The following is a 14,239-nucleotide window of genomic DNA, read 5'->3' as shown; positions in this document are numbered from 1 at the left end:
GTGAGACTACCGAGCCTCGCAATGTGAAGCTGTCGTCACGGCCGCGACGCGGCTGGGCAAACCCTTGAGAATCTGGTCTCGCGAAGCTCCACCCCGCGCTCGTACGGCCTGCGCGTTCATGAAATCAATCGTCAGTGTTGCTTTGACCTCAGCATCGGCGGGAGGAATATCCGCCCAAATCACACGGCACAGCTCATCGTGTGTCGCTTGAAGCGTTTGCGCCAATTTTTCACCGACTTCTGGGAACTCCGTGGCATTGGTCGCAGCAACGCATGATAGCAAACACCCCGTTGGACTATTTTTCTGTGTGTTGCCTTCCAGAGCTGTTCGCAAAAAAGCAGCGACCGCCTGCTCGGGAGTATCGGCTTGTGCCGCTGCTTTCATAGGTTCGGCACCAAATAGGTCGCGGTAATAATCCAGCACGCTCAGAAATAGCTCATATTTCGATCCAAAATCATTGTAGAGGGACGGACGTGTTATCCCCATGCCAAGCGTCAGATCGTCCAAAGAGGCTGCTTCATAGCCTTTGCGCCAGAATACAAGCATCGCTTTATGAAGGAGGTCCTCTTTCGTCTGGTTTCGCGGTCGACCGCGCTTGGTAACAGGAGCCCGTACTTCGGACGATGGATTTTCATCATCGGACATTTTTTCTACCAATCAATATAAAAAGCTGGACAGGCACGACAGATTAATTTACTAACCGATCAGTAAATTAAAATCAAGGTGCACCTCATGCCGCTAATCGATAGTGCCAGAGAGCCTTTCGCAAAGGACAGCGCAGTTTGCTTTGACGCTGATCGCGGGAGGTCAAGCCGATGAATTTGTTTGCCCGCATTCGCTCGCTTTTCATCTCAACTCCGAAGGAAATTAAAATGTCATCTACTGAAACCATTCTGCTGATCAACTCCTCCGCCCGCAGCGCAGACTCATATTCGTTGCCGTTAGCCAAGCAGTTGGCTGAGGGTCTGCAGAGCAAATTAAACGGCGCGGAAATTGTCGAGCGCGATCTCACAGAAAACACGCCGCCGGTCGTCAATGCAGCTTGGTTTGCCGCTGCTTACACGCCGCAAGAAGAGATTACTGACGAGACGCGGGCATCGCTTGCCGCGTCAGATGAGATCGTGGACGAGTTCCAAAAAGCATCCGCTCTGGTCATCACGGTTCCGATCTACAACTTCACCGTTTCTGCTCAGCTCAAATTGTGGATCGACCAGGTTTGCCGTTTTGGCCGCACTTTCACATACACTGAAAATGGTCCGAAACCTCTCGGTGAAGATCGCCCGTGCTATTTGGTTGTTGCCTCTGGCGGCACTCAGATCGGTTCAGAGATTGACTTCGCGACCGGCTATCTGAAGCACGTGCTCGGTTTCATCGGGATCACCAACATCCACATCGTTGAAGCCGACCAACTCATGCAGCACGCAGACGAAAAGCTTCCTGCAGCAAAGAAGCAGGTCGAGGAATATATCACGAGCTTTGCGGCTTAAACTGCGCTTCCATGCGGCGGTGATTGGACTGTTTTAACCAGAACCGCCGCATCAATCTTTTTCACTTTATACAAGGAAGTTTTGCATGGGGCTGCTCGTCGATGGTGTCTGGAAAGACCAATGGTACGACACCAAAAGCACCGGCGGCGCCTTTAAGCGATGGACATCAAAGTTTCGTAACTGGGTAACAGCTGACGGCTCGGCCGGCCCCACGGGGGAAGGTGGCTTTAAGGCGGAGAGCGGTCGCTATCATCTCTATGTCAGCCACGCCTGCCCTTGGGCGCACCGCACGCTCGTGTTCCGCGCGCTGAAAGACCTGGAAACCCATATCAACGTCTCTGTTGTTCATCCTGATATGCTGGATGACGGTTGGAGCTTTGCATCGGATTATCCCGGCGCGACCGGCGACCGACTTTATCAGCTGCCATTTGTGCGTGATATTTATATCAAGGCCGATCCGAAGGTTTCGGGACGGGTGACGGTGCCGATACTGTGGGACACAGAACGCGAGACGATTGTCTCCAACGAGAGTTCTGAAATCATTCGCATGTTCAACACGGCGTTTGACGGGCTGACAGGCAATGCGCACGACTACTGGCCTGCGCAGCTTCGGGATCAGATCGAGGAGGTGAATGCGCGCGTTTATGACACGATCAACAACGGGGTCTACAAGTCAGGCTTTGCCACAACCCAGGCCGCTTATGATGCAGCTGTCGTTCCCCTCTTTGAAAGCCTGGATTGGCTGGAAGAGAGATTGAGCCGACAAAGATATCTCGTGGGCGACGATTTGACGGAAGCCGATTGGCGCCTGTTTACCACGCTGGTTCGCTTTGATCTGGTTTACCATCAGCATTTCAAATGCAATCGCAAGCGGCTTATCGATTACCCCAATTTGTGGGCTTATACACGTGAACTATACCAAATGCCGGGCATCGCCGGGACGATAAATTTCGACCATATCGTCCGCCATTATCACATCAGCCATGAGAGCATAAATCCCCACCGAATAATCCCGATCAATCCGGTTTTGGATTTTGACGCACCGCACGGGCGCTCATAGGGTTCTCTCAAAGTATCCTGCCAATTCAACGTTGGTCGAAGAAACCCATGGATTTGATGGAGGTAGACTATGACAGGGACAGCACTCATCATCGGCGCTGGACAGGGGCTATCAGCATCTGTTGCCCGCAAATTGTTCGCCAGGGGATACCACATCGTATTAGCGGCGCGGGACGTTACTGATCTGGCGGAAATCGGCTCGGAGTTGAATGCGGACCTGATCGAATGCAATGCGCGCGAGCCACGCGAAGTGGAAGCCCTGTTTGCCCATATCGACTCCATCAATAAGCCTCTTGAGGTCGCGATCTATAACCCTTCAGCAAGAAGCAGAGGGCCGATCTCGGAGCTTGATCCGTCCGATGTCGAGAACGCACTCATGGTGACCGCATATGGCGCGTTTCTCATGGCGCATCATGCCAGCAAGCGGATGCTTGGCTCAAACGCCGGGACAATGCTGTTCACGGGCGCTTCTGCGGGGGTAAAAGGCTTCGCCAATTCGGCGCCGTTTGCCATGGGCAAGTTTGCGCTGCGCGGCCTTTGTCAATCTCTTGCCCGTGAACTGCACCCGAAAGGCATTCATATTGGGCATGTGGTAATTGATGGCGGGATCTCGACTGCCGGGAAATCGGACGCCGACGCTATGACAGAGCACACCCACCATTTACTGGATCCTGACTCAATCGCTGATTCATATTTGGCACTCATTGACCAGCACCGATCAGCTTGGGCATGGGAAATAGAACTGCGGCCTTGGGTGGAGAAATTCTGAAATGCACTTGCCTGACGCAATCTACAGTTTGCGCCCCAGATAGGGCATTGCACGCAGGAAATGGTTTCTACGATACCGTACGTGTAAAACCTGCAAAGCTTGCCCCTGCGCCTAAACCAATAGAACGCCGTTTCTGCCCATTCTCGGCAAGGGTAACACTTTGGTTGAAAATGGCTGGACTTCAGATTTTTGATATACTGCCCGCATGAGATGCGTTGAAAACCGCTGCTGAGGCGCATACAGTTTTCGCCATGCCCGTAAGCTCCCGCCTAGCTGTTGCCACCCATATTTTGACCGTCATGGCGGTTAAGGAGGGTGTGCCTGTTGGGTCCGAGGATATTGCAAAACGTGCCAGCACGAATGCTGCGGTGGTGAGGAAAATTATCAGCATGTTGGGGCGGGCTGGCATCACGACATCGCAGCCCGGTGCAAAAGGCGGGACGTGTTTGGCGAGGTCGCCGGAACAGATCACCCTTCTCGATATCTATCGCGCTGTGGACAGCCAGGAAATTTTCGCCAGCCCAAACTGCCCGCCTGATGCAGCTTGCCCGATTGGATCTAGGATAGGGCCAGTGCTGGACGTTGTGAAAGCGCGGGCCACCGATGCCATGCAGGCAGAACTGGCGGCTGTGTCGATTGCCGAAATCGCTGCAAAGTTGAAACCGGCAACAGCCTGAATAACGACAGCACATGTGACGGTTGACGCTGCGATATTTAACTGTAATCATATCGATTACGAATCTTGCGAGTATAGGCCTCCCTATTTGACCTACGCAAAAATCGGCGCGGCTCTTTTTGGTGTCTGGGGCGTCATGCACCTTGGCGCAGCATGGCAGGTAGCGGCCTTGGGGGGCGCACTGGAAGCTGGCGAAGTTCAGGGGCGGCTTTTCCAGACGGCATTTTTCCTCGCCTTCTTCGCACTGCTTGCCATCGTGACAGCCCGCTTTAACTGGCAAAACAACCGCGCGGCGTTTTGGATAAACGCTATCGGTACGTCGGCTGCTGACATACCGTTTCTGCTGTTTCTTGTGGCACCCGGAATTATCGGCCCGCCCGCGAATTTTGCCGGGCCGCTTGTCTGGGTTCTTGCCCTTGGTTTCTCTGCGTTTGGGCTAAGACGGAGCTGAACAGGTCCGCGCTTTCTACCCACGCCCTAAACTGTAATCGCCTCACATACGGATTATACCCATGTCACAAAATCCCAAAGTCATCATCATCGGCGGCGGTTATGGCGGCCTCCGCACAGCCGCTTCGCTCAAAGATCAGGCCGATGTGACGGTTATCGACCGTAACGACTACTTCCATCACAAGGCTGCCGCACTGCGCGGATTGGTGGCGCGCGGCTGGAGCGAGCGAATTTACGTCGACTTTACCGATATCGGCATGGACGCCACATTTCTGCAGGCAGAGGTCGCACAGATAGACCCGCAAAACCGCGCAATTACCCTCACCGATGGAACAGCAATCCCGTTCGACTATCTCGTCATTGCAACGGGCTCAACCACAAAACTGCCGACCGAACAGTTTGGTCTATCTGGCGCAACGGCCCACGATAGGATCGGCCAAGCCATGCAGACTTACACGAAGGCCAAGCGCGTCATCATTGTTGGCGATGGCCCGGTCGGGGTCGAAATGGCAGGCGAATACCGCGACCTCTCGCCAAACATCGAGATCACTTTGGTGAGTAGCGCTAAAGCCCCGATGGCCACCGTTGGCAACGAGACTTTCAGCGCACGCGTTACTGACTTGTTGGAACGGCAGAAGGTCAAGCGGATTGGCGGTCGAATGGTGGAAGAGATCGGCGCAAACCATGTGACGTTGAACAACGGCGAACGGCTGGAGGCTGATATTATCGTGCAAGCCGTTGGGATCACGCCGAACACCGAGTGGATCAAGAGCTTCGCCCCCGACTGGCTGGACGAACGCGGGCAGGTTCGTGTCGGACTCAGTCTGAATGTCATCGGTCAGGATCACATTTTTGCTCTGGGCGACTGCAGCGATATTGCGGAGCCAAAGATGCTTAAGATGGCAGACAATCAGGGCAAATATCTCGCCTCTGCTATCATGGCGTGCCAAAACGGGCAGGCATCTCAGCCCTACGAACGCTTCGCTAAAAAGCTTACAATCCTGCCCTTTGGCGCGAAAGATGGCGTGGCTCTTTTACCTATCGGCAAAGAAGGCACGGTCGTCTGGCGGCCACTGGGCCGCTTTATGGTGGTCAAGCGCAAAGGCATGCAGCTTCTCTCCAATATGTTCCCCGGCAGCTACGTCTAAACAGCCGCAGCATATATTTCAGTATGACCCTGACGGGGTGTCGTCGATGGCTGACCGACAGTAAATTGCAAAATCCTAGCTCGACCGTTCGGCGCTTCGTCGCTCCTCTACCTGCCGGAAGTCCACAACTTAGCCATCCTTGATGGTGTAGAAGTTGACGGACCAATTGGCCCGATTGGAAAGGCACCACCGCTTCGCCTCATTCCAACGCAGCGATAAACCGATCAAGCGCTTGCATCACGGCCTTTCTCTGTTCGTCAGAAATTGATGCAAAAGCCTGTTTGTCTCGGGCCAGAGCGTCGGGCAGGATTTCGTTGTAGATTGCCGTGCCGCTGGGCGTCATTGCCCAGATTTTGCGCTTCTTGTTGGTGGGGTCGAGGCGGTATGTGACGTGGCCATTGCGTTCCAACTGGCGCAAGGCGCGGCTAACGGTCATTTTTTCCATGCCCATGAAACGGGCAATGTCCTCGCCCGAAGTACCCTCCATGACAGCAAGCGCCATAAGGCAGCGCCATTCCGGTAGGGTAACGCCAAGACGCTCTCCATGGGCCTTGGAAAACGGCTGCGCCATCAGGTTGGCCGCACGGACCAATCTGAACGTCAGTGTGGAATCAATCCCATCGTCGGGAGTAGCTGATTTGCTTTTCTCGTATTGGGCCATGGCTCGTTCTAGGGGCTTAATGAAGGAAGCCAAAGCGACAATTGCGGGAACAGCACAACCATGATGACCAGAGCGAAGAGGGCCACGAGATAAGGCGCACTTTCGCGGATCACATCAATGGCGCTGCTGCCGGCTTGAGCCGCTGTGATATAGAGCAGGATTCCCACCGGCGGTGTCACGAGGCCAATGGATGAGGCCAAAATGGCCACCACGCCAAGATGAACAAGATCAACCCCGCCCGCCAAAGCGACGGGCACCAAAATAGGTACGACTACGACCAGAAGCGTTATCGGCTCCAGCATCGTGCCTGCAAGCAGCAGGACTATGGCAATCAAAACGAGCAACATGGTTCCTTGTAATCCCGTTTCGGTGATCGCGGCTACCAGTTCCCGCGCTATGCCTGAATAGGCGATGATCCACACAAAACCGCCGGACACCGCGATGATGATGAGAACCCGTGCGCTGTCCACCGCCGCTTCGCCAAGCGCCCTTGCCAATTCGAGGGGCGTTGTTTCGCGGTAAATGAACAGGCTGACAAAGGCCGCATAAAACGCAGCGACCGCTCCGATTTCTGATGTGGTCGCAAAGCCCATCACAAGGCCCGAGACGACGACCACGGGCATGAGCAGCGCAAAGAAGCTGGCTTTGAAGGCGTCCCAGATTTCGCGCCATCCTTGCCAGCGGCTTGCCGGATATCCACGCCGCCGCGCTATCAGTGCGGAAGCGACCAGCAAAAAGCCGCCCATAGCTAAGCCGGGTAGTAGGCCTGCAAGGAAAAGGTCGCCAATCGGTGCCCCCGTAAACAGGCCGAAGATAACCATGGGGATCGAGGGTGGGATGACCAGCCCAATCGTGGCTGACGAGGACGTGACAGCGGCTGCATAAGCGCCAGAATAGCCTTCTTTCTTCATGGCCGGAATCATCACCGAACCGACTGCCGCCACGTCGGCAACGGCCGAGCCGGACACCCCGGCAAACACCATACTGGCCCCGATATTCGCGTGGGCCAGACCGCCGCGGAAATGCGCAAGGATTGACCGCGCCAGCCGCAAGAGCCTTGCGCTCATCCCGCCCTGGTTCATGATCGCGCCAGCTAGAAAGAAGAACGGAATGGCCGTGAAGTCCGTCTTGTCGAGACCGGACATCATGCTTTGAACCACCACAATGTCGGGCAGGTTTGGCGCAAACCACCACGCATAGGCGGCAACGGCCAAACCCATAGCGAGAAAGACGGGCCAGCCGATCAGCAGTAAAATGATGAAGGTGCCGAAGAGGACCGCGATCAGCTCAAGCACGGGCTGCGCCTTCGCCACCATCGGGGTCGAGGAGCCGAAGCGCCAGATCGATAACCGCTCCGATAAGCAAATAGGTCGTGCCAATAATGATGGGCCAGTATTTGACCGCACCCGATACACCCAGCGCCGGAAGGTCGATAAAGCCGTAAACGCCGATGGTCTTGTCGATCATCGGCAGAAGGACCACGCAACAGGCGATGACGACAATGCAGGCGGCCATGTCGATGCGGCGTCGCAGGGCTGCTTTTGATCCTGCCAGCAGATCAACAGCGATGTGTCCACGGCTGAGCCAAAGATGGCCAACGCCAATCCATGCCAGCGACAGCAGCATGACGATGGAGACATCGCCTGCCCACGGCCAGCCCGTGCCGAAAGCGTAGCGCATGATGACCTGCACGAAGTCCAGGCTCACCAGCGCCAGCACAAGCGCAGCCATGATGATGCGCGAGGTGGAAGTCAGCCAATGGCGGAGCCGGGTCAGCCGGCGGATGGTAGATGTCATCGGCCCATGACCCTTTGGCTCACATCAACAGGCGAGGTTTACATGCCGCGAATTTTCGCGACCAGACCGTCTTCCCACATCTTGCCCTCCATATTGCCAACGATACCATCGCGGGCAAATTCAAAGGTGGAGATATCGGGCTGCACGGTGGTGACGCCGAGCGATTCCAGTTTGGCCATGTTTTCTGCCATCAGGTCGGCATGGATCTTCTTTCCGTCCACGCCCGCCTTGGCAGCCGCTTCGCGCACCCATGCTTTCTGCTCGTCGTTCAAACCTTCAAACTTCGCACCGCTCATCCAGATGCCGACGCCCGAATGGATGTAATCGAGCGGCATGTAGAACTTCTGCGCATCCGCATAGCCAGCACCCACGAAGTCGATAACGCCGTTATCCTGACCGTCAACGAGGCCCGTCTTCAGCGCGGTGAACAATTCCGATGCCTTGATCGGCGTCGGGTTCGCGCCCCACGCCTTGAATGCACCGATAATCATGGGATGTTCCGGCGTACGGATTTTCATACCCGCCAGATCGTCCTTGGTCTTAACCGCCTTGTCGGCAGTGGTCAGAGCGCGTGGCGGGCGATCACCGGCATAGCCGAGATAGACCACGCCCGTTTTCTCTTCCACGTCCTTCATCATTGTCTTGAATGTGTCGCTTTCCATGTAGCGATGGAAATGGGCCTGATCCTTGAACAGGAACGGCGTCCACATAACGAGGAAAGGCCGCGCTTCTTTCATGGCAATCGTCGCGCCAATATCGATCAAGTGCAGGTCGATCGCACCCGCACGGGTTTGCGCCCATAACTGACCCAGATCGCCCAACACGCCGCCCGGCACAATGTCCACACTCATCGTGCCGCCAGAGGCTTCTTCCAGATTGGCTTTGAAACGCTCCGCCGCCTGCTGATAGGTCGTCTGCGCCGGGGCCACATGGGCGAGCTTCAGCGTGATGTCAGCGGCCTGCGCAACGACCGCGCTCAAGGATAGAGTGGCCGCGCACAAAGCGACGGCAAGCGATTTTGCAATGTTCATTTCGGTGTCCTCCCAAACATGTAAACCAGCGAGAGCAGTGCGCGGTTAACGCGCTTTGCGGCTGGCCATTGTGTCAGCCTATATGTAACATGTGTTACATTGCAATCGAAATTGAGAACGCTGCCATGGTTCAAATTCAGCACAAGCGCGCCAGCCAAGGCGTCCATGCCTATGCCAAGACCGATCTCGTTTGGAACACCACCGAGAAGAAGGGCATGAGCCTCGCCGCCGTTCGCGCCAGCCGCGAGGACGGGCAATTTCTAGGCTATCTCAATTTCGAGCGCTTCGCGGAAACTGGCGTTCATCAGCACCTCGGCCCTGCCTTCAGCTATTTTCTCGAAGGTGGCTTGAGCGACTTTCAAGGCAGTGCAGTCGCCGGCGAAATGGGTATCAACCTTGAAGGCGCAACCCATTCCGCTATCGCCTACGCCTCCACTCTCATGGCGTCGCGTCTCGAAGCGCCGGTGATTTATCCTTCCGAAGAATCCGTTCGTGGCGAGGTTCTTCACACGGGCGCGAAACCGGGTGAGATCGTGAACCACGCGCCGGAAATGATGCCGGATATCAACATCCCGCTGGAAAGTCTCAAATGGCAGGGCACGGTCCATGGCGGTCTGCAAAGGCGTTTGATCTTTGACTACAAGGAGACGGAATTCGACCGCCGTTCATCGCAAATCCGACTGCTACCGTACACGAAGTTGCCGACGTTTTTCACGAACGCGCCAATGGATATTTTCGTGATCGGCGGCGATCTCACCGTGTCCGGCGAAAGCGCCATAGGTGGGGATTTTATGGTGCTTGACGAGGGCGCGCGGGCGGATTTCTCAACCGAATTCGGCTGCCTGGCCCTCATCTGGTCCGAAGCGCCCGTCCGCTGGCACGATGCTGACTTCCCAGACCCCTTCGGTTTTTAAGACCGTGCTGATTTATGGATACGACCCGATTTGTGGCTGGTGCTACGGTGCTGCCCCTGCCGTGCGCGCCGCAGCAGAAATCGTCCCCGTCCACCTGGTCATGGCGGGTCTTGTGGTCGGTGAGCGGGTTGGTCCGGCAGCGGCGATGGAAAGCTATGTGCGCCAATCCTCACAACGGCTGGAAGAGGTCACGGGACGGCGTCCGTCGGAAGCCTTCTACAAATGGATGCGTTCGCCGGGTGCCGTGGCGGCGTCAGGCCCGCCCGCCGTCGCCGTAGATGCGGTCATGCGCCAAAGGCCCGAAGCGGCCCTCGCCTTCGCCCACGCCGTCACAGAGGCGCATTACGCGGAGGGCATGGATCCCAACGATCCATCGTCATACGCACCGCTGTTGCAAGAACACGCCCCCGGCGTATCCCTACCCGATATTCGCGACCCTGCCCTTGCAGAGCGCGCCTTTGAAGAGGGGAAGCGGATAGGTATATCCAGCTTCCCAACCTTCGCGTGGCAGGATGACAGCGGGATGCGAAGTCTGCCGACAATCTACGATCCCCAAGAGATGCAGACGATGGTCAAGCAACTGCTTGGCTAAAATCTGCAGAGAGAGCGATTTCAAAGCGCCTGATAATATGCAGTCCGTTCAATCAAGCTCTTCGAGAACACGTCGTTCCAACGCCTGCTTTTCAAAATCCCAATAGGTGGGCTAATGTCCACTCTGCGGGCACATTCACGAATAGTAGTCAGCCATTACCTCGTGATAGTCTTCCATCGAAACCATATGCACGTTACGTCCTACGCGCCTGAGGTGCATCATCTGATCCTCCCCCTGCGAATTGATCCACTCTATTGCTAAGTAGAAGGAGGTTCAGATATGACCAATAAGCGTCACAAACCCGAAGAGATTGTCATCAAATTGCGCCAGGTTGATGTCTTGGTTGGGCAGGAAATTGTGCGATATAATGGCGTACGGCGGATTGGTATAACGAAGCGAACCTATTATCGCTAGCGGAAGCATCATGGCATCATGGCATCATGGCATCATGGCATCATGGCATCATGGCATCATGGCATCATGGCATCATGGCATCATGGCATCATGGCATCATGGCATCATGGCATCATGGCATCATGGCATCATGGCATCATGGAAGATGCTAGCAACTAATTTGAAACACAAGCACTTCTTTTTCGAATATCGCTTGCCGGAAATTTTATTCGCAATATTTTAGATTAGATTGATTGCAGTCTTGGCTGAGATAAAGAACTTTGTTGGGGACGCATAGATTAGCTCGGCGGATGGCTTCAATTTCGCCAATGCTTGGCTCTCGTTCGTGAAATAAAACAATTACGAAATCATAGTAAAAACAAAATCCTAAGCAGTGTTCAACTCCTGGTTGCGCATCATTAATCCTAGGACCTCCAAGTAATGAGCATACTACCCCCTTAATTCCGAGGTTGCGGTTGGTATCTTCGCTTTGGTATTCGGCGGTATAAATAGACAGAGAGCCGAATGCGTTAAGCAATTGAAGCTTAATTGTCTGAGATTCTGGAATTGCTAGTTGCGATGGCGGATTTAGAGCCAAAAGACTCAATAAACGTTCGCGCCTATCGAATGTCGTGGGTTGCGCGTTTTGTATTTTCTGGGTCTGCTGATGGTACCACTTTTGCCAGTTTTGTAACTCACGAAACGAAAGCTGCTCATCGGTCACCTTTTGGGCCAAATCATAGGCGACCTGACGATCAATTTTGAATATGCGAGATAATTCGTTTACAAATGTGCTGCTCATTTGGCGTAAGCGCACGACAAATTCGGGTGCAGCGTCGGCTAGGCCATCAATAAAACGCGCTGCCATAAGATCTTTATTCAGCGTGGCGGCTGCTTTGCCAAATTTTTGTGCGGCTTGCTCAATGTATGCTTTCTTTTCAGCATGCGGAACTGATTGCAAATCGTGGTGAACTTGCAATGCGTTTTCGAACCAATTTTGATCACGATTTCTCGTCATCCATCCATTAAGCATTAACCTCATCCGCACTCAAGCGGTCGTGGGGTTGATTGTAGACAAATTTGGTTATATAAATTTATATAGACAAATTTGGTGACAATCATGATCGATTTTACGAAACCCGACACACTTTTAAGTCCAAAAGATGCGCAAGAGGCTACTGGCCTGACAGCCTATCAGCTTAAAATCCTCTACGATTCAAATGAGTTAGAACACCGCACTATTGGCGGTCGTCGACTTACATCTTTGACATTCATTGAAAATTACCTGCGCCCGTCCCTCGTGCGCCCGTCCCTCGTAATGGGAAGCGCGTCATGAAGTATGACAAAACACCATTTGCCAGATCCAGCATCTACAAACTCGTAAAATCGGACAATGGTATCTTTTACATCGTTTGGGTCGATACCTTTCTCAAGCGCACGAGAAGGAAATCCACAAAGACCAGGAATGAAACGGAAGCACACACGACATTTCGCATATTCTTGGACCTGACGGATGACCCAACAGTAGATCCAGCGGCAGTAAAGCTTCAAGAAAAACCGTTGTCGCTTTTCGCAATTTTAGATCTGTATCAAGCAAAGGAAGGCTACAAGCTTGCCTCCTTTGCAACAGTCGAAGCATCGATAAAGAAAATCAAAGAGTTTGGCGCGGATTGTCTGGTGCATCACTTCTCGGATGAAAAACAGAATGTTCTTGTTGAATCTTGGAGTGCAAATGGGCTCGCGCGAGGTACGAGTGAGCGCTATCTTGCAGTCATTAGAACTGCGATTAATTGGGCGCACAAACAAAAGTTAATTGCCAATCCCATCGAAGTTCAAACAGTCCAATCCATCGGAGAAAAAGAAATGGTTGAACCGAAGGGTGATCCAATTTCTATCGAACAGATGGCCAAACTGTTGGACAATGTAAAATCATACCACGTCAATATGACTCTACTGCTGCTAATGAACACAGTGTCGCGCGTGAGCGCTGTTCTGGAACTGAAGGCCGACCAAGTGAATTTGGCAACAGGAGTAGTTACACTCAATCAAAGACATCGGGTCCAAACTAACAAGAGAAGGCCTACAGTCCTTCTTACTGAAACCCTGCGGCCTTGGCTGGCGTTTACCGGCAGCACAGGCCACTTCGTGACATTTAATGGACACCCGATTAAATCGAGCAAAAAAGCATTGAAGAGCCTTTCCGATAATGACCCTGCCTTTAAGGGTATGAATATCAACACATATTCGTGGCGCCACTCGATTGCTCGCTATCTTAAGAATCACGGGGTTCACCTCGATGACATCTCACTTTTGCTCGGTCACAAACCCCCAAAAGTAAATCCGACAACACTCATATATGCTATCGACTATGATGAGCCGATCCACCTGGAACATGCAACCAAGGTACTTGAGAAGATGATTTATGAGATCGATTCCCATTGCAAAATTAACAGTCCAATTTTTGAGAAAAGCCCGTGGGCACCAAGGTAAATGTTCACAGCTTGACCAACCCTTGACCAACCTCGATTAACACCAGCAACCAACCAGAAAAGGAGAAGCCTAAGCTACTGAATTTAAAGAAGGAATGGTGGGCGATGGCAGGATTGAACTGCCGACCCCTACAATGTCAATGTAGTGCTCTCCCGCTGAGCTAATCGCCCGTCCATTGAACGGTGGGAGCCTCATACGAAACTGCCGTTCGGGAATGTTGGTATTTTGACCAACGTCGCGCATAGACCATGAAATACGGGGTTTCGTCAACACCGATTTCGCCGCAGCGCATCAAACCATTTTAGGCGGCGTTCAGCATCTTTTCGACTTCGTCGACGAGATCACGAAGGTGGAAAGGCTTGGAAAGCACTTTAGCATCTTGCGGCGCTTCTGCTTCTGCATTCAGCGCGACTGCGGCAAAACCTGTGATGAACATGACCTTGAGGTCGGGGTCCAACTCGGTGGCGCGGCGGGCCAGCTCGATGCCATCCATTTCCGGCATCACAATATCAGTGAGCAACAGATTGAACGGCTCCTCGCGCAGACGCTCATAGGCACTCGCGCCATTGTCGTAGGAAATAACGTCATAGCCGGCATTGGCCAGCGCCTTCGCCAGAAACCGGCGCATATCATTATCATCTTCAGCGAGGAGAATCTTGTTCATGCTGACCCCGGTCCATTTTTACGCAAAACTTTTCTCGGTGATGGCAGTCCAGCCATCCCGTCCACGCTGATTTAAGCGCAGTCAGGTAAATATCAGCTAAACACGCTT

At 53.6% G+C, this 14,239-nt stretch carries 18 protein-coding genes, 1 tRNA gene and 1 pseudogene; 12 read left to right on the top strand and 8 right to left on the bottom strand.

The window, feature by feature from the left end; genetic code table 11:
• Positions 1-6: 6 nt before the first annotated feature.
• Positions 7-657: a TetR/AcrR family transcriptional regulator gene (locus ACFQ14_RS03105; RefSeq protein WP_377211232.1), complete on the bottom strand. Its 651-nt coding sequence runs from the start codon at positions 655-657 to the stop codon at positions 7-9.
• 215 nt (positions 658-872) lie between these two features.
• Here ACFQ14_RS03105 and ACFQ14_RS03100 point away from each other — a divergent pair, with 215 nt between their 5' ends.
• The 6 genes from ACFQ14_RS03100 (at position 873) to ACFQ14_RS03075 (ending at position 5,589) form a co-directional block, all read left to right on the top strand.
• Positions 873-1,487 carry an FMN-dependent NADH-azoreductase gene (locus ACFQ14_RS03100; RefSeq protein ID WP_377211231.1) on the top strand — a complete coding sequence of 205 codons (615 nt, stop codon included), beginning with the start codon at positions 873-875 and terminating at the stop codon, positions 1,485-1,487.
• An 85-nt stretch (positions 1,488-1,572) separates the two neighbouring features.
• Positions 1,573-2,547, top strand: a complete 975-nt coding sequence (locus ACFQ14_RS03095; RefSeq protein WP_377211230.1) for a glutathione S-transferase family protein — start codon at positions 1,573-1,575, stop codon at positions 2,545-2,547.
• Between the two features lie 69 nt (positions 2,548-2,616).
• Positions 2,617-3,315, top strand: coding sequence for an SDR family NAD(P)-dependent oxidoreductase (locus tag ACFQ14_RS03090; protein WP_377211229.1), 699 nt, complete (start codon positions 2,617-2,619; stop codon positions 3,313-3,315).
• Positions 3,316-3,530: 215 nt separating this feature from the next.
• Positions 3,531-3,992, top strand: a complete 462-nt coding sequence (locus tag ACFQ14_RS03085; RefSeq protein WP_377211228.1) for an Rrf2 family transcriptional regulator — start codon at positions 3,531-3,533, stop codon at positions 3,990-3,992.
• Between the two features lie 87 nt (positions 3,993-4,079).
• Complete coding sequence (locus tag ACFQ14_RS03080) at positions 4,080-4,442, top strand: hypothetical protein (protein WP_377211227.1); 363 nt, start codon at positions 4,080-4,082, stop codon at positions 4,440-4,442.
• Between the two features lie 61 nt (positions 4,443-4,503).
• Positions 4,504-5,589 (top strand): NAD(P)/FAD-dependent oxidoreductase, encoded by a 1,086-nt coding sequence (locus ACFQ14_RS03075; RefSeq protein WP_377211226.1) that lies wholly within the window; start codon positions 4,504-4,506, stop codon positions 5,587-5,589.
• 199 nt (positions 5,590-5,788) lie between these two features.
• Here ACFQ14_RS03075 and ACFQ14_RS03070 read toward each other — a convergent pair whose 3' ends face one another.
• Genes ACFQ14_RS03070 through ACFQ14_RS03055 form a run of 4 tightly spaced genes read right to left on the bottom strand, consistent with a single transcriptional unit; the run spans position 5,789 to position 9,078 of the window.
• Entirely contained in the window at positions 5,789-6,250 is a 462-nt protein-coding gene (locus tag ACFQ14_RS03070; protein WP_377211225.1) for a MarR family winged helix-turn-helix transcriptional regulator, read from the bottom strand.
• An 8-nt stretch (positions 6,251-6,258) separates the two neighbouring features.
• Positions 6,259-7,545, bottom strand: a complete 1,287-nt coding sequence (locus ACFQ14_RS03065) for a TRAP transporter large permease (RefSeq protein WP_377211224.1) — start codon at positions 7,543-7,545, stop codon at positions 6,259-6,261.
• Positions 7,538-8,047: a TRAP transporter small permease gene (locus tag ACFQ14_RS03060; RefSeq protein WP_377211223.1), complete on the bottom strand. Its 510-nt coding sequence runs from the start codon at positions 8,045-8,047 to the stop codon at positions 7,538-7,540. The genes ACFQ14_RS03065 and ACFQ14_RS03060 overlap by 8 nt, the downstream gene beginning before the upstream one ends.
• 38 nt (positions 8,048-8,085) lie before the next feature.
• On the bottom strand, positions 8,086-9,078 hold the full coding sequence (locus ACFQ14_RS03055; RefSeq protein ID WP_377211222.1) for a TRAP transporter substrate-binding protein: 993 nt from the start codon (positions 9,076-9,078) through the stop codon (positions 8,086-8,088).
• A gap of 125 nt (positions 9,079-9,203) precedes the next feature.
• Here ACFQ14_RS03055 and ACFQ14_RS03050 point away from each other — a divergent pair, with 125 nt between their 5' ends.
• The 4 genes and pseudogenes from ACFQ14_RS03050 (at position 9,204) to ACFQ14_RS03035 (ending at position 11,157) form a co-directional block, all read left to right on the top strand.
• Complete coding sequence (locus tag ACFQ14_RS03050; protein WP_377211221.1) at positions 9,204-9,992, top strand: cupin domain-containing protein; 789 nt, start codon at positions 9,204-9,206, stop codon at positions 9,990-9,992.
• On the top strand, positions 9,961-10,584 hold the full coding sequence (locus ACFQ14_RS03045; protein WP_377211220.1) for a hypothetical protein: 624 nt from the start codon (positions 9,961-9,963) through the stop codon (positions 10,582-10,584). The genes ACFQ14_RS03050 and ACFQ14_RS03045 overlap by 32 nt, the downstream gene beginning before the upstream one ends.
• Positions 10,585-10,863: 279 nt before the next feature.
• Positions 10,864-10,995 (top strand): annotated as a pseudogene (locus ACFQ14_RS03040) (IS3 family transposase); the annotation flags it as partial.
• A 21-nt stretch (positions 10,996-11,016) separates the two neighbouring features.
• Entirely contained in the window at positions 11,017-11,157 is a 141-nt protein-coding gene (locus tag ACFQ14_RS03035; RefSeq protein ID WP_377211219.1) for a hypothetical protein, read from the top strand.
• Between the two features lie 46 nt (positions 11,158-11,203).
• Here the strand turns inward: ACFQ14_RS03035 and ACFQ14_RS03030 are convergent, their stop codons facing one another.
• Entirely contained in the window at positions 11,204-12,010 is an 807-nt protein-coding gene (locus ACFQ14_RS03030) for a hypothetical protein (RefSeq protein ID WP_377211218.1), read from the bottom strand.
• Between the two features lie 87 nt (positions 12,011-12,097).
• On the opposite strand from ACFQ14_RS03030, the gene ACFQ14_RS03025 reads away from it, so the two are divergent.
• Positions 12,098-12,313, top strand: coding sequence for a hypothetical protein (locus ACFQ14_RS03025; RefSeq protein WP_377211217.1), 216 nt, complete (start codon positions 12,098-12,100; stop codon positions 12,311-12,313).
• Positions 12,310-13,467 (top strand): tyrosine-type recombinase/integrase, encoded by a 1,158-nt coding sequence (locus ACFQ14_RS03020; protein ID WP_377211216.1) that lies wholly within the window; start codon positions 12,310-12,312, stop codon positions 13,465-13,467. Before ACFQ14_RS03025 ends, ACFQ14_RS03020 begins: the two co-directional genes overlap by 4 nt.
• A 95-nt stretch (positions 13,468-13,562) precedes the next feature.
• On the opposite strand, the gene ACFQ14_RS03015 is transcribed toward ACFQ14_RS03020, so the two are convergent.
• Together ACFQ14_RS03015 and cpdR are read right to left on the bottom strand one after the other, a co-directional pair.
• Positions 13,563-13,637 (bottom strand) — tRNA-Val (locus ACFQ14_RS03015).
• A 131-nt stretch (positions 13,638-13,768) separates the two neighbouring features.
• Positions 13,769-14,131 carry a cell cycle two-component system response regulator CpdR gene (gene cpdR, locus ACFQ14_RS03010; protein ID WP_377211215.1) on the bottom strand — a complete coding sequence of 121 codons (363 nt, stop codon included), beginning with the start codon at positions 14,129-14,131 and terminating at the stop codon, positions 13,769-13,771.
• Positions 14,132-14,239 lie beyond the last annotated feature (108 nt).

The organism is Pseudahrensia aquimaris (assembly GCF_042676045.1).
GTDB lineage: Bacteria > Pseudomonadota > Alphaproteobacteria > Rhizobiales > Rhizobiaceae > Pseudahrensia > Pseudahrensia aquimaris.
This window is presented reverse-complemented; position numbering and strand designations above follow the sequence as displayed.